General features: G+C 70.6%; 17 protein-coding genes. 8 read left to right on the top strand and 9 right to left on the bottom strand.

Going from position 1 to position 15518, the window contains the following annotated elements; translation table 11 throughout:
* Nucleotides 1-11: 11 nt before the first annotated feature.
* From bioB to E9934_RS04690, 4 genes are all read right to left on the bottom strand, one after another.
* Nucleotides 12-1226, bottom strand: a complete 1215-nt coding sequence (gene bioB, locus E9934_RS04705) for a biotin synthase BioB (RefSeq protein ID WP_136561705.1) — start codon at nucleotides 1224-1226, stop codon at nucleotides 12-14.
* Nucleotides 1227-1301: 75 nt separating this feature from the next.
* Nucleotides 1302-1913, bottom strand: a complete 612-nt coding sequence (locus E9934_RS04700) for an energy-coupling factor transporter transmembrane component T family protein (RefSeq protein WP_136561704.1) — start codon at nucleotides 1911-1913, stop codon at nucleotides 1302-1304.
* The gene (locus tag E9934_RS04695) at nucleotides 1913-2629 is read right to left on the bottom strand and encodes an energy-coupling factor ABC transporter ATP-binding protein (RefSeq protein ID WP_136561703.1); all 717 of its coding nucleotides are present in this window, start codon (nucleotides 2627-2629) and stop codon (nucleotides 1913-1915) included. Before E9934_RS04695 ends, E9934_RS04700 begins: the two co-directional genes overlap by 1 nt.
* Nucleotides 2626-3219 carry a biotin transporter BioY gene (locus E9934_RS04690; RefSeq protein ID WP_136561702.1) on the bottom strand — a complete coding sequence of 198 codons (594 nt, stop codon included), beginning with the start codon at nucleotides 3217-3219 and terminating at the stop codon, nucleotides 2626-2628. Before E9934_RS04690 ends, E9934_RS04695 begins: the two co-directional genes overlap by 4 nt.
* 108 nt (nucleotides 3220-3327) lie before the next feature.
* On the opposite strand from E9934_RS04690, the gene E9934_RS04685 reads away from it, so the two are divergent.
* From E9934_RS04685 to E9934_RS04675, 3 genes are all read left to right on the top strand, one after another.
* Nucleotides 3328-3870 (top strand): TetR family transcriptional regulator, encoded by a 543-nt coding sequence (locus E9934_RS04685; RefSeq protein WP_136561701.1) that lies wholly within the window; start codon nucleotides 3328-3330, stop codon nucleotides 3868-3870.
* 84 nt (nucleotides 3871-3954) lie between these two features.
* Complete coding sequence (zwf, locus tag E9934_RS04680) at nucleotides 3955-5400, top strand: glucose-6-phosphate dehydrogenase (RefSeq protein ID WP_136561700.1); 1446 nt, start codon at nucleotides 3955-3957, stop codon at nucleotides 5398-5400.
* A gap of 91 nt (nucleotides 5401-5491) precedes the next feature.
* Nucleotides 5492-7069 (top strand): MXAN_6640 family putative metalloprotease, encoded by a 1578-nt coding sequence (locus E9934_RS04675; protein ID WP_136561699.1) that lies wholly within the window; start codon nucleotides 5492-5494, stop codon nucleotides 7067-7069.
* Nucleotides 7070-7079: 10 nt separating this feature from the next.
* Here the strand turns inward: E9934_RS04675 and E9934_RS04670 are convergent, their stop codons facing one another.
* From E9934_RS04670 to E9934_RS04660, 3 genes are read right to left on the bottom strand one after another with little or no spacing between them, the layout of a single operon-like run.
* Entirely contained in the window at nucleotides 7080-8576 is a 1497-nt protein-coding gene (locus tag E9934_RS04670; RefSeq protein ID WP_136561698.1) for a flavin-containing monooxygenase, read from the bottom strand.
* Nucleotides 8573-9445 carry an SDR family oxidoreductase gene (locus tag E9934_RS04665; RefSeq protein ID WP_136561697.1) on the bottom strand — a complete coding sequence of 291 codons (873 nt, stop codon included), beginning with the start codon at nucleotides 9443-9445 and terminating at the stop codon, nucleotides 8573-8575. The genes E9934_RS04670 and E9934_RS04665 overlap by 4 nt, the downstream gene beginning before the upstream one ends.
* Entirely contained in the window at nucleotides 9442-10380 is a 939-nt protein-coding gene (locus tag E9934_RS04660; RefSeq protein WP_202977198.1) for a patatin-like phospholipase family protein, read from the bottom strand. The genes E9934_RS04665 and E9934_RS04660 overlap by 4 nt, the downstream gene beginning before the upstream one ends.
* An 83-nt stretch (nucleotides 10381-10463) precedes the next feature.
* On the opposite strand from E9934_RS04660, the gene E9934_RS04655 reads away from it, so the two are divergent.
* Both E9934_RS04655 and E9934_RS04650 read left to right on the top strand, forming a co-directional pair.
* On the top strand, nucleotides 10464-11093 hold the full coding sequence (locus tag E9934_RS04655) for a TetR/AcrR family transcriptional regulator (protein ID WP_136561696.1): 630 nt from the start codon (nucleotides 10464-10466) through the stop codon (nucleotides 11091-11093).
* A gap of 86 nt (nucleotides 11094-11179) precedes the next feature.
* Nucleotides 11180-12082, top strand: a complete 903-nt coding sequence (locus E9934_RS04650; RefSeq protein WP_136561695.1) for a sulfite exporter TauE/SafE family protein — start codon at nucleotides 11180-11182, stop codon at nucleotides 12080-12082.
* Between the two features lie 131 nt (nucleotides 12083-12213).
* On the opposite strand, the gene E9934_RS04645 is transcribed toward E9934_RS04650, so the two are convergent.
* On the bottom strand, nucleotides 12214-12747 hold the full coding sequence (locus E9934_RS04645) for an HNH endonuclease signature motif containing protein (RefSeq protein ID WP_136561694.1): 534 nt from the start codon (nucleotides 12745-12747) through the stop codon (nucleotides 12214-12216).
* Between E9934_RS04645 and E9934_RS04640 the strand changes: the two genes are divergently transcribed.
* Together E9934_RS04640 and E9934_RS04635 are read left to right on the top strand one after the other, a co-directional pair.
* Nucleotides 12740-13321 (top strand): hypothetical protein, encoded by a 582-nt coding sequence (locus E9934_RS04640; protein ID WP_136561693.1) that lies wholly within the window; start codon nucleotides 12740-12742, stop codon nucleotides 13319-13321. The genes E9934_RS04645 and E9934_RS04640 overlap by 8 nt on opposite strands.
* A gap of 104 nt (nucleotides 13322-13425) precedes the next feature.
* Nucleotides 13426-13818: an acyl-CoA thioesterase gene (locus tag E9934_RS04635; RefSeq protein WP_202977197.1), complete on the top strand. Its 393-nt coding sequence runs from the start codon at nucleotides 13426-13428 to the stop codon at nucleotides 13816-13818.
* Here the strand turns inward: E9934_RS04635 and E9934_RS04630 are convergent.
* Nucleotides 13812-14660 (bottom strand): 3-methyladenine DNA glycosylase, encoded by an 849-nt coding sequence (locus E9934_RS04630; protein WP_136561947.1) that lies wholly within the window; start codon nucleotides 14658-14660, stop codon nucleotides 13812-13814. The two genes, E9934_RS04635 and E9934_RS04630, sit on opposite strands and share 7 nt — an antisense overlap.
* A gap of 41 nt (nucleotides 14661-14701) precedes the next feature.
* Between E9934_RS04630 and E9934_RS04625 the strand changes: the two genes are divergently transcribed.
* Nucleotides 14702-15514 carry a fumarylacetoacetate hydrolase family protein gene (locus E9934_RS04625; protein ID WP_136561692.1) on the top strand — a complete coding sequence of 271 codons (813 nt, stop codon included), beginning with the start codon at nucleotides 14702-14704 and terminating at the stop codon, nucleotides 15512-15514.
* Nucleotides 15515-15518 lie beyond the last annotated feature (4 nt).

Raw genomic sequence — 15518 nt, 5'->3', positions numbered from 1 at the left:
GGGCGTGGTCCTCAGGCGTTGGCGGCGACTTCGGTGCCCGCGCCGCGGGCGCGGATCACCGGCTTGTTGTCCTCGGCGGGCGCCTGGGCGATCGAGCAGCCGCCGCAGCCGTCGCCGCACCCGGTGCCCGCCGACGAGCCGCACGGCGTGGTCGACACCGCGTGCGACCGGTGCACGGTCGCGGCGTTGGCTGCGTTGAGCTCGTGGGTGGCGATCAGCTCGGCGAAGCCGGCGTCGTCGAGGCCGAGGATCGAGAAGCCGTTGTCGCGCAGCATGTGCAGGTCGGCGAGTGCGTCCTGGCCCTCGGAGGTGAGGTAGTCGCCGAGGAAGATCGAGTTCGCGACGTGCAGCGCGGTCGCCTGCAGCGTCCGCAGGTGCAGCTCGCGGCCGCCGGCGATGCGGATCTCCTTGTCGGGGCACACGAAGCGCGCCATCGTCAGGATCTTGACGCAGCGGGTGGGGGAGAGCTCCCAGGTGTTCTCGTACGGCGTGCCGTCGAACGGCATCAGGAAGTTCACCGGGATCGAGTCGGTGTCCAGCGCCTTCAGCGCGAAGAGGGCCTCGACCAGCTGCTCATCGGTCTCGCCGAGTCCGGCGATCAGGCCGGAGCAGGGGGACAGGCCGGCCGACTTGGCCCTGCCGATGGTGTCGATCCGGTCCTCGTAGGTGTGGGTCTGGACGATGTTGTCGTGGTGGGACTCGGCGGTGTTGATGTTGTGGTTGTAGGCGTCGACCCCGGCGTCCTTGAGTCGCTCGGCCTGGCCGTCCTTGAGCAGGCCCAGACAGGCACAGACCTCGACGCCTTCGTATTCATCCTTCAGCGCCTCGGTCATCTCCACGACCTTGTCGATGTCGCGGTTCGACGGCCCGCGGCCCGAGGAGACCATGCAGACGCGGGTGGCGCCGCCGCGGAGGCCGGCGCCGGCCTGCTCGAGGGTCTCCTCCTTGGAGAGGTAGGAGTACTTGAGGATCGGCGCCTCGGAGCCGACGGCCTGGCTGCAGTAGTTGCAGTTCTCCGGACACAGGCCCGACTTGAGGTTGACCAGGTAGTTGACCTTGACCGTGTTGCCGAAGTGCTGGCGGCGCAGCCGACCGGCTGCCGCGACGAGAAACATCAGTTCGAGGTCGGGCGCCTGGAGGACCGCCAGGGCGTCGGCCTCGGTGGCCTCGCTGTCGGGGCCGCCGTCGAGGATGCGGGTCGCCAACGCGTTGAAGTCGATGCTCATGGGGCTCCTTCGGCCGAACTGAACAGTGTTCAGGTCGAGAGGATACGTGAGGCCCGATGGCCTACGCCACCCGTCTCAGTCGTCACCCAGCCCGCGCGCGTGCAGCGCGTCCCCGGTCGCGCGGGCGTGGGCGACCACCCGGATGACCAACGGGGTCAGCAGCGCGCGCGGGTTGCGCTCGAGGCCGCGCGCCCGCGCGGCGTCGCGGGTCTCGGCGGCGATCTCGAGCGTGAGCGGGATGCTGCGGATGGTCAGCGAGAACGCCAGCGCCACCAGCTCCGGGCTGACCCCGAAGCGGCGGAAGGGCTCGAGCCACCGGGTGACCGCGTCGATCATCTGCTCCGCCGACGTGGTCGTGGTGAAGACCGTCGCGAGCAGCACCATCGCCACCAGCGCACCCACGACGACGAAGGCATGCTCGGGACCCCGCTGCCAGGTCTGGTACGCCGACAGCAGCACCAGTCCGATCAGCACTCCGCGCAGCGCCCGCACGGCCCGGCCGAGCCGCACGCGCGCGACGAACGCGAGGACCAGGGCGAGTGCCAGCAGGCCACTGGTGGTCGGCACGCCGCGGAACACGACGGCCAGCACGCTCAGGACGACCAGGCCCGACAGCTTCGCGCCGACCGGCAGCCGGTGCAGCACGGTGGTGCCCGGCTGGTAGTCCCCGATCGGGCTGGCCGCCATCAGGTGTCCTGCGGGGTGACGGCGAGGGCCCGGTAGTGCGCCACGACCTCGGCCGGCGCGCCGTCGGCGACCACGGCGCCGTCGTCGATCAGCAGGGCGCGGTCGCAGCGCTGCGCGAGGTCGAGGTCGTGGGTGGCGAGCACCAGCTGCTGTGGCAGCCCGAGCAGCAGGTCGCCGATGCGCCGGGCGTTGCGGAGGTCGAGCAGGGTGGTCGGCTCGTCGGCCACGAGGATGGCCGGATCGGTGGCGAGCACGCCCGCGATGGCGAGGAGCTGGCGCTGGCCGCCGGAGAGCGTGTGGACGCTGCGATCTGCGAGCTCGGCCAGCCCGTAGCCGGCCAGCACCGTCCGGGCGGCCTCGCTGCGTGCCTCGCGGCCGCGGACGCGGTGGCGCAGGGACAGGGCGACGTCCTCGAGCACCGTCGGCATCACGAGCTGCGCGCTGGGGTCGGTGAAGACGAAGCCGACGCGGCGTCGTACGTCCCGACCTTTGCGGGCGACGTCCAGGCCGTCGACCACGACCCGCCCGGCGGTCGGCTCGACCAGCCCGTTGACCAACCGGGCGAGCGTCGACTTCCCCGAGCCGTTGGGGCCGATCAGGGCGATCCGCTGCTCGGTCAGCTCGAGGCTGGTCTCGCGCAGGATCGTCACCTCCGGCGCCGGTCCACCCGGCGTCGGGGCGGTGACGACGACCCGCTCGAGCTGGATCCGGCTCATGCCGGGCTGAGCTCCTCGGTGACGTCGACGGGGCGCCGCCGGCGGGCGATCAGGTCCGGGAAGGCGCGATGCACGGCCGTGGCGACCAGCGCCATGACGATGTTCTTGGCGATGTCACCGGGGAAGTAGGCGGCGTCGTACGTGAAGGCCTCGCGGATGCTCAGGTCCGCCCGCCAGGCGAGGTTCAGCGGGCCGAGGGTGTGGACGAAGACGAAGCTGCTGAGCAGGCCGCAGGTGAAGACGAGGGTGAAGTCCGTGGCGCGCGCGGCGTTGCGGTGGACGAGGTAGCCGCAGAGCGCCGCCGCGAGCGGGAAGGCGACGAGGTAGCCCGCCGTCACGCCGCTGTAGTGCGCGATGCCGGACGAGCCGCCCGAGTAGATCGGCAGCACCAGGCCCAGGGCGAGATAGAGCACGACGGCCAGGAAGCCGCGGCGCGGACCGAGGACGGCGCCGGCGAGCAGGACGCCGAAGGTCTGCAGGGAGTACGGCACGCCGACCCCGGTCTTGATGTCGGGGAGGATCGCGCACACCGCGATGAGCGCGGCGAAGGCGGCGATGAGGGCGACGTCCATCAGGGGGCGGCGGGTCATGGAGATGCTTTCGTCGAAGTGAGCGGGGCCGGCCGAGGCTCGGCCCGGACTGAACGGTGTTAAGGTTAGAGTGGGGTCTCAGATCGGGCCAGTCAGGGGGAGGGGGAGATGCGTTACCGCAAGACCGACGTCGTCGCCCGGGCGATCGCCCTGCTCGACTCGACCGGGGTCGACCAGCTGTCCATGCGCAAGCTCGCCGCCGACCTCGGCATCCAGCCCAGCGCGCTCTATCACCACTTCACCAACAAGGACGCCCTGCTCGCTGCGATCGCGGAGGAGCTGCTCGTCCGTGGCCGCCGGGGCGCCGAGATCGTCACCTGGGACGCCGAGCTCCGCCTGGTCTGCGCCGAGCTGCGCGACGCGATGCTCGCCTGCCGTGACGGCGCCGCCCTCGTCGCACGCGTTCACGCCCTGGGCCTGGGCGCCACCGGTCCCGAGCAGCGGATGGCCGATGCCCTGTCCCGGGCGGGTGCGGACGGCGATCTCGCGCGCGTGGGTGCCCGGACGCTGCAGCACTTCGTGTTCGGCCACGTGATCGACGAGCAGCTCCAGCAGCAGGGCCGACCGACGGCAGACCGCGCCTACGACACCGACGACTTCCACGTCGGCCTGACCGTCGTGCTCGCCGGACTCCGCGCCCGCCTCGGCTGACGCCGGCTCTCCGCTTCGCGTCAGCCAGCCGGGGGTCGCTTGTCGTTATCGTGGCGGAAACACCGAGGAGGCACAGTGGAGGACATGGCATCGAGGACGCAGAAGCCGGTGACGGTGGTCCTGTTCGGGGCGACCGGCGACCTGGCTCGCCGCAAGCTGCTGCCGGGGATGCTCCACCTGTTCGAGACCGGCCTGCTGCCCGACCTGCGCATCGTCGGTACGTCGCTCGACGACCACACCACCGAGTCCTTCGTCGCGTTCGTGCACGAGGCGGTCAAGGAGTTCTCCGGGGACGACGGCGACATGGCCGCCTGGCCTGAGTTCGCCCAGCAGCTGCACTGGGCGCCCGGCGCCGAGGGTGCCTCCGGCCTGCGGGCCGCGGTCGAGAAGGCCGAGTCCGGGCGCGACGGCGACCGGATCCGCCTGCACTACCTGAGCGTCCCGCCCAAGGCCGCGCTCTCGGTCGTGAAGACCCTCGACGAGGCCGACCTCGTCGAGGGCAGCCGGATCATCATGGAGAAGCCGTTCGGCGTCGACCTTGCGTCCGCCAAGGCGCTCAACGCCGAGCTGCACCAGACCTTCGAGGAGTCGCAGATCTATCGGATCGACCACTTCCTCGGCAAGGAGGCGGCCCAGAACATCCTCGCGTTCCGGTTCGCCAACGGTCTCTTCGAGCCGATCTGGCACCGCAACAACATCGACCACATCCAGATCGACGTCCCCGAGGAGCTCGGGCTCGACCAGCGCGCCAACTTCTACGAGTCCACCGGCGCCTACAAGGACATGGTGGTCACCCACCTCTTCCAGGTGCTCGCCTTCATCGCGCTGGAGCCGCCGACCGAGCTGACGCCGCACGCCATCAACGAGGAGAAGAACAAGGTCTTCCGCTCGATGCTGCCGATCGATCCTGCGGACGTGGTGCGCGGGCAGTACCAGGGCTACCGCGACATCCCCGGCGTCGCACCCGAGTCGGAGACCGAGACCTTCATCGCGCTCAAGTGCTACATCGACAACTGGCGCTGGGCCGGCGTGCCGTTCTACCTGCGCACGGGGAAGCGGCTGGCCGAGGGCGCGCGGATCATCTCGATCGCCTTCAAGGAGCCCCCGAAGTCGATGTTCCCGAGCAATTCGGGCGTCGGCGACCACGGGCCCGACCACCTGACCTTCGACCTCGCCGACAAGGCCAAGATGTCGCTGTCCTTCTACGGCAAGCGACCGGGTCCCGGCATGAAGCTCGACAAGCTCTCCATGCAGTTCGCGATGACCGACACCACCTGGGCCGGCTCCGTCCTGGAGGCCTACGAGCGGTTGATCTACGACGCCGCGCGCGGCGACCAGACGCTGTTCACCTCCGCCGAGGGCATCGAACGGCTGTGGGAGGTCTCTGCGCCACTGCTCGACAACCCGCCCGTCGTGCGGCCCTACCGTCAGGGCAGCTGGGGACCGAACCAGATCCACCAGCTGATCGCCCCCTATGCCTGGCGGCTGCCGTTCGAACGCGCCTGGCGCGACCCGAACGCGACGGGTTGACGGATCGGTTCTCCGCAGAATCGCCTGTCACCGTCGGCCCACTCTGGAAGGCTGCCGGCTGACCCCCTGGTTCCCTTCTGAAGAGGTTGTGATGTCTTCACGTCTGCGCCCGCTCGGTGGCGCGTTCCTTGCCGCTGCCCTCGCCCTCCCGGTGATCCCGACCGCCGCTCACGCCGACGACGGCAAGGGGCCCGGCGCCGCGTCGGGCCCCACCGCCCGCCAGGCAGCCGCGTCGGCCACCCTGGCCAGGGCCGAGGCCGCCTTCGAGGGCCCGGCCGCGGGCGATCCGTCCCGCTCCGCGACCCTGGCGCTGCGCGACCTGCGGGTCGCGCTCGGTGATCTGCCCCGCGCGGACCGCGCGGTGGCGAGAGCGCTGCTCGCCCGCCCCCTGGGGCCACAGACCGTCTGCAGTGCCTCCACGTGCGTGCACTACACGACCGTGGGCGAGGACGCCGTGGCCAGTGTGGACAACAGCGGCAACAGCATTCCCGACTACGTCGACACCGTGCTCGCCACCGTCGATCAGGTGCGGCAGACCTACGTCGACGCCGGCTACCGGCCCCCGCTGTCGGACGCCGACTCGCCCGACAACGGCGGCGACGGCAGGCTCGACGTCTACCTCGAGGACCTGGTCAACGAGGACGAGTCGCTCTACGGCTACTGCGACAGCGACGATCCGAAGACCCAGCCGGGATCGCTGGAGCCCGGCTACGACGTGTCCGCCTACTGCGCCCTCGACAACGACTTCTCGGTCGAGGAGTTCGGCGCACCGCCGCTGGACAGCCTCCGGGTGACGGTCGCCCACGAGTACTTCCATGCCGTGCAGTACGCCTACGACTTCCTCGAGGACGGCTGGCTGATGGAGGCCACGGCCACCTGGGCCGAGGACGAGCTCTACGACGACGTCAACGACAACCGGCAGTACCTGTCCGCCGGGCAGCTCCGACGGCCGTCGGTCTCGCTCGACACCTGGAGCGGAAGCACGCACTACGGCAACTGGATCTTCTTCCGTCGCCTCTCCGAGCGCTTCCCCGCAGCTCAGGGCGGACTCCCGACCATCGTCCGCGACATCTGGAACCGCCTGGACGGGCGTGCCGGTGCCGTCGACGACTTCTCGATGGGGGCCATCACCCGCGTGCTCAAGGCTCGCGGGACGACCTTCCAGCGGGAGTACGCCCTGTTCGCGGTCGCCAACCGCAACTCCCGCAGGGCCTATGCGGAGGGAGCTTCCTATCCGGTCGCGCCGGCGAGGGCCGTCAACGTGAGTGCCACCCGACGGGGCAGCAACCCGGCGGCGTACGCGCCGCGGATGCGGCACCTCACCTCGGCCACGGTGCGCTACGTCCCGCGGGGCCTGACCGCGCGCAACTGGAAGCTCAAGCTCGCCTTCAACCTGGACAACAGGGTCCGCGGCTCCTTCGCCGCGGTCACCACGATCAGGCGCAACGGCACACGCAGCACCACCCTGGTGCCGCTCAACGCTCGGGGCGACGCGGTGATGCGGGTGCCGTTCACGACCGCCACGGTCGCAGCGGTCGAGGTCACCCTGCTCAACACGAGCATCCGCTACCGCAACTGCTGGGACTTCGCGACGCCCTACGCGTGCGGAGGCGGGACCTCGGCCGACGACAACCTGCGGCAGAGCGTCGATCCGATCGCCTACCGCTGAGCGAGCCGCGTCAGGCCGTGCGGAACTCGTAGTCGTCCAACGGGAACCGCGCGGCCTCGCGGTGGGCGGACAGCGTCGAGGTCGGGCGCAGTAGCACGGCTTCGCCGTGCTGGTTGTAGTAGTAGCTGCGCGCGGTCGAGCACTGGCCGGCGTTGAACACCGAGTTGTCGAGCAGACCGGTCATCCGGTCGAGGAACTCGGTGTTCGCCTGCTCGGTGACCTCGAAGACCTCCGCCTCCCTCTTCTCCATTCCCTTGAGCAGGCGTGCCATGTGCGCCATCTGCGTCTCGATGGTCGTGAAGTAGGACAGGCCCGAGTAGGAGTACGGGCTGTTGAGCGAGAAGAAGTTCGGGAACTTCGGCACCGCGATGCCCTCGTAGGCGCTGAAACGGGTCTCGCGCCACCACGTGCCGAGGTTGCGGCCCTCGCGGCCGATGATCTCGATGGCGGGGAAGTTGGTCTCCCACAGGTCGAAGCCGGTCGCGAGGACGAGCACGTCGAGGTCGGCCCGCTCGCCGTCCGCGGTCACGATGCCGGTCGCGTCGACGTGGTCGATCGAGGTGGTCTCGAGGTGCACGTGCGGCTGCGTCAGCGTCGGGTAGTAGGTGTTGCTGAAGGTGGGTCGCTTGCAGCCGAAGTCGTAGTCGGGCGTCAGCTTCGCGCGCAGCTCGGGGTCCTTGACCTGGCGCCGCAGGTGCGCCTCACAGGCGCGCCTGCCGATCTGGTTGGCGGCCGGCAGGTTCCGGAAGTGCAGCACCCCGGCGACCATCATCAGCTCGAGGATCGACGTACCGGCGAGGCGGGCGACCCGCTGCGTCAGCGGCAGCTTGGCGAAGGCGCCGCGGACCAGTCCCGGCACGGGGCCGTCCAGCTTCGGGCTGACATAGATCGGCGTCCGCTGGAAGACGGTGAGGTGGCCGGCGATCTTCGCCAGCTCGGGGATCAGCTGCACGGCGGTGGCGCCGGTCCCGATGATGCCGACCCGCTTGCCCTCGAGCTCCACGTCGTCGTCCCACCGGGTGGTGTGCACGACCGTGCCGGCAAAGTCCTCGATGCCCGCGATGTCGGGCAGCTTCGGCTGCGAGAGGAACCCGGTCGCGGTCAGCAGGAAGCGGCCGACGACCGTCTCGCCGGTGGTGAGCCTGACGTGCCAGGTCGAGCTCTCCTCGTCCCAGCGGGCGCCGTCGACGACGGTGTCGAAGCGCATGTGCCGACGCAGGTCGTACTTGTCGGCGACGTGCTCGGCGTACTTCTTGAGCTCGGGCCCCGGTGCGAAGAGACGCGACCAGTGCGGGTTGGGCTCGAAGGAGTAGGAGTAGGTCGCCGATGGGATGTCGACGGCGAGGCCGGGATAGCGGTTGACGTGCCACGTGCCGCCGAGGTCGTCCTCGCGCTCGAGGATCGCCAGGTCGTCGTGGCCGAGGCGCTTGAGCTGGATGGCGGCTCCCATCCCGCCGAAGCCGGCGCCGACGATGACGGCGTCGTGGACGTGGGTCGCGGCACTCATGCGTTGCTCCGATCGGTGCTGTCGTTGCTCCGGGTGGCGCCGGCAGCATGGTCGAGACGTGCGGAGTACGACGCCCGCGCCGACTCGTCGGGGTGGAGGGCGCGGTCGCCCTTGATCACCTTGCGGACCCGGTCCAGCACCGGGACGGGGACGAGGTGACTGCCGGCGGCCAGCGCCCCGACGTAGCGGGGGACGGCGATCTCCGCGGCGCGGTTGGCGACGGAGGCGATCACCGCGTGGGCGATGTCCTCGGGCGCGACCTTGGGGATCGGCTTCATGTCGAAGCCGGAGGCGAGGTCGGTGTCGACGGCGCTCGGCAGGATCGCGGTGAGCGTGACGCCGTGTGGTGCCATCTCCAGCCGGGTCGCGGCGGTGAGACCGACGACGGCGAACTTGCTCGCGTTGTAGACCGCGAGGCCCGGCACGGGGAACTTGCCGGCGAGGGAGGCGATGTTGACGACGTGGCCGTGGCGGCGCTCGACCATGCCGGGCAGCACCCGGCGCATGCCGTTGAGGACGCCCTGGACGTTGACCTCCATCGTCAGCCGGTCGACGGCCGGGGTCTGGTCGAGGAAGGCGCCGCTCGGCATCACGCCGGCGTTGTTGACCAGCACGTCGACCGGACCGTGCTCGGCCTCGGCAGCATCCACGAAGGCGTCGTACGACGCCGCGTCGGCCACGTCGACGTGGTGGGCGCTGGCGCCGGTCTCGGTCGCCATGGCGGTGGCGGCGTCGAGGTCGAGATCGCCGATGGACACACGCGCGCCGCGGGCGAGGAAGGCCTCGGCGGTCGCACGGCCGATGCCGCGGGCGCCGCCGGTGATGACGACGTGGGCGCCGTCGAGATCGATGCGGGTGGGTCGGGTCATGACAGGGGCTCCAGGGTCGTGAGGCGTCGGGAGACGAGGGTGGGGGCCGAGGCCCGGGCGGTGGCGCGCACGTCCTTGAGACGAGCGGCATCCATGAAGTTGGCACCCATCGCGTCGAGGTCGGCGCGGCTGGGCTCGATCCGGGCGACGCGGGCTCCAGCGGCGCGCAGCGCCGCGACCTCGCGGTCGACGCGGCGGGTCATGGGGTGGCGCAGCAGCCGCTCCCCGCGGACAAGGCCGCGCGCGGGCGCGCCGCCGTGGCTCGACATGGGCGCCACGATGACGACCTCGTCGATCCGGCCGTCGGCGACCTCGGGCAGCAGCAGGTCGGCCGAGGTCGGGGACACGGCGCCACCGTCGAGCAGCCGTCGGCCACCGACCTTGACCGGCGGGAACCAGCCGGGGATCGCCCAGCTCGCGGAGATGGCGGTGCCGAGCGTGGTCGCGGGTGCGTCGGGGTGGCCCAGCGGGACCCGCTCGCCGGTGCGGGCGTCGGCCGCGACCAGCCACGTGGCGGGGTGCTTCGTCCAGCCGCTCCGGGTGGCGAGCGCGTCCCCCAGGTCGACGAGCCAGTGCGCATCGCCGCCGCCGCGGGGAAGCAGGCCGGAGAGCCCGGCGAGCAGGTCGACCCGGCGGCGCAGGGCGGCCAGCGTCAAGCCGATCCCGGGCAGTGAGGGCCGGGGAAGGCCGGGCAGCTTGCCCGGGGCGTCGGGGGAGGAGAGGTGCGCGGCGACCGTGCGGTCGGCGGCGGTGTCGATCGCCGAGGCCCGGATGCCCGAGCCCAGCATCGCGACGAGCTCGGCACCGGCCGACGTACCGACGAGGACGTCGGCAGTGCGCGGGTCCCAGCCCTGCCGCTCCAGCTCGGCGAGGACGGCGGCCGTCCACGCGAAGCCGAGGGTGCCGCCGCACCCGATCACCAAGGCACGTCCCACGAGGTCCCCCTGACCGAACGGAATGGAATGTCAGTTTCGGAACGTATCGTCATTTTCGCCGGCGCTGCAATAGGCTCGACGGCATGACGACGGTGGATCCCGGGCTCTCGCGGGTGGAGCGGCGCAAGGCCGAGACGCGGCGCGAGATCATCGACGCGGCCTTCACCTGCTTCGCCGAGCAGGGCTATCACGCCACGGGGATCGCCGACATCGCCACGCGGCTCGGGATCGGCCACGGCACCTTCTATCGCTACTTCGAGAACAAGCGCGACATCGTCGAGCACGTCATCGACGACCTGATCGAGCGGATCGTGGCCACGCTCGCTGCCGAGAACGCGCCGGACGCGGTGAGCACGCTGGAGGACTATCGCGCGCAGTCGGAGCGGATCGGTGCCGGCCTCGCGCGGATCTTCAGCGAGGACCCGCGGGTGGCGCAGCTGCTCCTCTCCGCGGCCGGCATCGACGACGCGATGCGCGAGCGGATGCTCGATCTCTTCGACACGACGACGCCGCTCACCGCGGCCTACCTCGAGCACGGCGTGCGACTCGGCTACCTGCGCGCGGACCTCGACGTGGAATCCACCGGCCAGGCGATCAACGGCATGATCCTCGGCTCGGTCCTCGCCGCGCTCCGTGATCCGACACCGGAGCGTCAGGCCCGCTTGAGCGCGGCCATCCGGGCGGTGATGTACGACGGCATCGCCGCTCGGTGAAGTGCGGACGAAGGCGCAAACTGGACATTGTCACGTTGATAGGTAGTCTTTATCACCAATCGTAACTTGGCGATGGGGGTCCACTCATGTGGCTGGTCGCAGCATTCGCCCTCGCTGGCGGTCTCGCGCAGCTCGTCGACGGCACACTCGGCATGGGGTTCGGGGTCACCTCCGCCACCGTGCTGCTGGCGCTCGGCGTCGCCCCGGCCACGGCCAGCGCGGCGACGCATGCCGCGAAGCTGCCGACCACGTTGATCTCCGGCCTGTCGCACTGGCGTGAGGGCAATGTCGACCGCGCGGTGCTGCTGCGGGTGGCGATCCCCGGCGCGATCGGTGGCTTCCTCGGCGCCGTCATCCTGACCTCGATCAGCCTCGAGGCGGCGAAGTCGTCGATGGCCGGGCTGCTGGTCTTCTTCGGTGTCGTGATCCTGGTGCGCTTCGGCTTCGGTCTGCGGATCATCCCGGTCCCGAAGGGCGGCCACACCGCCCGCTGGCTCTCGCCGATCGGCCTGCTGGGTGGCTTCGTCGACGCCACGGGCGGTGGCGGCTGGGGTCCGGTCGTGACGCCGAGCCTGATGACCGTCACGCGACACGAGCCGCGCAAGGTCGTGGGCACCACCAACGCTGCCGAGTTCGTCGTCGCCGTCTCGGTCTCGACGGGGTTCATCACCGGCGCCGCCCACCAGGACATCCCGTGGCTCCCGGTCCTCGGTCTCGTCCTCGGCGGCGTCTGCGTCGCCCCGATCGCCGCCCGACTGGCCGGCCGGCTGCCCCACGCCCCGATGGGCGCGATGGTCGGTGGCCTGGTGATCCTGGTCAACGCGGTCACCATCGTCGGCGCCTTCGGTGATCTGCCGCTGTGGCTCGACCTCGCGCTGATGCTCGGCTGGATCGGCTTCGTCTCCCGGATCGCCTGGGCGGCCTGGGGTCGCGAGAAGGCCGAGCGCGCCGCTGTCGAGGAGGGTGAGCTCACGCTGCCAGTTGGCTGATCAGCCGTGCGGTGAAGTGGGCTTCGAGGCGCGAGCCGCTGGCCCCACTGCTGGTGTCGGTGGTGATGCGTCGTGTGCCGGTCGGGTCGACCAGGTAGTGGGCCCCGTAGGGATCTCGCCCGATGGTGATCTCAGGGGTTGGGTTGTCGTACTTCCCAGTTGTCGTGAGTCTTGATCCGGTGGTGGCTTCTCGTGACGGGGCCCAGGTTGTCCGTGGACGTCTCTCCGCCTTCGCCGTGGGGGATCTGGTGGTCGAGGTCCATCTCCCTGCTGAGGTTGACGGCGTAGGGGAACACGTCGCCGGGGTGGATGAGCCGGACGGCTTGACGGAGTCGGTGGGGGATCTCGTAGGCGTCGACGGCGATGGTCTGGTTGAGGTCGCTCACGGGTTGGACGCGGACGTGTCCGGCGATGTCGCGCACGGGGTGGCGGACGTAGTCGCGGGTGACGGGCCCGTGGCCTTCCATTCGGGCGATGGGAGAGCCGGGGGCGAGGTGGAGGTAGATCTTCACCCGCGGCCCATTCCTCTTCCCGGTGCCGGTGCCGGTGCCGGTGAGCCCGAGTCCTTCGGCGAGCGCGGTGATCTGGCGTTGGCCGAACGTCGTGCCGGGCAGGTCGGGTTCGAGTTCCTTCGCGCGCTGCCGTGCGGCGTGCGCGATGCTCATGATGGTGGCGGCGTCGCCGCGGACGGTGAGGGTGGCGGATGCCGTGCTCGAGCGCAGCAGCACGTTCTTTCGCGGCTGCGGTGGTGGGGGCTGCAGCGGCGACCTTGCCCTCGACGAGTGCCTCGGACCGGGCCCACCCGAGCCGCCCGTCGGCCGCCTCGTGGACCTCTGCGTCGACCCAGGCTGCGTCGTCGTCGCTCAGGTCGCGGGTCGCGGTCGCGACATGCCGGGCGTGCCCGACCCGCACCGTCCCCGCAGCGCCCCCAGCCTGGAGGCGGGGGAGGCGGTGGTGGATGTCCACCGCGTCGGCGATCAGCCGTTTCGCCCCGAACGGGGTGGTCTGGATGCGGGCGCCGAACGCTGCGGCGGCGTACTCGGTGATCAGCGGTGTCCCGGCCGCGCCGGCGGGCCGGGCGCGGTCCGCGGCGCGTTTCGAGAACGGGGCCAGCGCGTCGGGGTTGTGCAGGACAGCCCACTGATACGCCGCGGCCAGCAGTTCGCGCTCGGCCTGGAGGCGGGTCTCGTGGCGCGTGGTCGCGAAGGACAAGACGTCGGTCTTGCCCATCTCCCGTAGCTCGTCGAGCACCCGATTGCTCATGAGGAGAGTCAACACGGAGGCACCGACACAACCCTGCCGTCGCCGACCGTTGTCCACAGAGGCATGGGACACTCGCCGCCGTGACCGACCTGACCGCTGTCTGGAGCGCCCCCGTCCGCTACGCCGAGTGCGACCAGCAGGGCGTGGTCTTCAACGGTCACTACCTGACGTGGGCGGACGAGGCCGCGACGGCGTGGTGGATCGCGGTCGGGATGCCCTACGACGAGCTGGCTGTCGGCGGCGACACGATGGTCAAGGCCGCGGCGCTGTCCTGGCGCTCCTCGGCCCGCTGGGGCGAGACGGTGACCGTCGACGCACGGCTGGCCTCGCTGGGCCGGACGAGCCTGTCGCTGGAGCTGGACGTCCGCGTCGACGACCGTCACTGCTGCACGGTGACGATGACCTACGTCTGGGTCGAGGACGGTGCCGCCGCTCCGTGGCCGGAGCGAGTTCGGGCAGCGCTCAGTCAGTAGGCGAGGAGTCGCGTCGTCTCCTCGATCAGTCGCGCCCGCAGCGGCGCACCCCGCTCGGCGAACTCGCGCTGCGCCTCGACGTACGCCGCCTTGCCCTCCGCGGTCTCGATCCTGACCGGCTCGAAGCCGAGGTCGGCCAGGTCATAGGGCGCCGCGCGCATGTCGAGGGTGCGGATGTCCCAGGCGAGCTCGAAGCAGTCGGCAACCAGGTCGGAGCTGATCATCGGCGACAGCCGGAAAGCGTGCTTGTAGAGATCCATCCCGGCATGCAGGCAGCCGGGCTGCTCGAAGGCCGGGCGATCGTCCCTCCCGGGCGACAGCATGTTGAGCGGACGGGCCGGGGGAGTGAAGAAGCGGTAGGCGTCGAAGTGCGAGCACGCGACGCGATGACCCTCGACGACCTGGTCGGTGCCGGCAGGCCCGAGACGAAGTGGCCAGTCGGCGTGGCGGGTCTCGTCCTCGGCCAGGCGATAGACCATCGCCCACTCGTGCAGCCCGAAGCAGCCGAAGTGGGGTGCGCGAGAGGACGTCGCGGTCAGCAGGTCGAGCAGTGAGGAGAGCACCGGCCGCTGCGAGACGACGTACGACGAGGACACCGTCGCCCCCGACGGAGTCGTCGTGTAGCCCTTGAGGTCGGCGTACTCCGGCGCGTCCGCGAGCACCTCGCCGAAGCCGGGGTGCCAGCGACGCAGCTGGGTGGGCCGGTGGGAGTAGTAGGTGAAGAGGAAGTCGAAGACCGGGTGCTTCACCCGCGCCTCGCGCCGGGCGAGGTGAGGGGCGACGTACCTGTCGATGCGCTCGGCGTGTGACGCGGCCCGCTCCTGCCACGCTCCGCGGTCCATCACCTCCACGGCAGCCAAGGGTAGGTGGATAGGCTCACACGGTGCGCATCGTCAGATTCACGACAGGCGAGGAGCCGTCCTACGGCGTCCTGACCGGCGACCTCGACGCCTACGGCCAGCCGGAGGACGACGCGGTGATCGTCGGCCTCGCCGGCGACCCGCTCTACGTCGGCATCAAGCTCCTCGAGAAGGAGTACCGGCTCGACGACGTCCGTCTGCTCGCGCCGGTCCTGCCGCGCAGCAAGGTGATCGGCATCGGCAAGAACTACGCGGCCCACGCCGCGGAGATGGGTGGCGAGGCGCCGAAGGAACCGCTGATGTTCCTCAAGCCCAACACCAGCGTCGTCGGTCCCGGCGACGCCGTCGTCCACCCGCGCCAGTCGGAGTTCATCTCCTACGAGGGCGAGGTCGCGGTCGTGATCGGCCGCATCTGCCGCGACGTACCGCCCGAGCAGGCGACGGACGTGATCCACGGCTACACGATCGCCAACGACGTCACCGCGCGCGACCTGCAGAAGTCCGACGGGCAGTTCACACGGGCCAAGGGTTTCGACACGTTCTGCCCGCTCGGCCCGTGGATCGAGACCGACCTCGACCCGCACGACTTCTCGCAGGGCCGCCGGATCCAGACCTTCCTCAACGGCGACGTCGTCCAGGACGGCTCGACGGCCGACATGATCCACGACATCCCGACCCTCGTCGCCCACGTCAGCAGCGTGATGACCCTGCTGCCCGGCGACGTGATCCTCACCGGCACCCCCGAGGGTGTCGGCCAGATGGTCCCCGGCGACGAGATCGAGATCTCGATCGAGGGCCTCGGCACGCTCACGAACAAGGTGGAAGCACGCGCATGACCGT

Source organism: Nocardioides caeni (assembly GCF_004912195.1).
GTDB classification, from domain to species: domain Bacteria; phylum Actinomycetota; class Actinomycetes; order Propionibacteriales; family Nocardioidaceae; genus Nocardioides; species Nocardioides caeni.
This window is presented reverse-complemented; position numbering and strand designations above follow the sequence as displayed.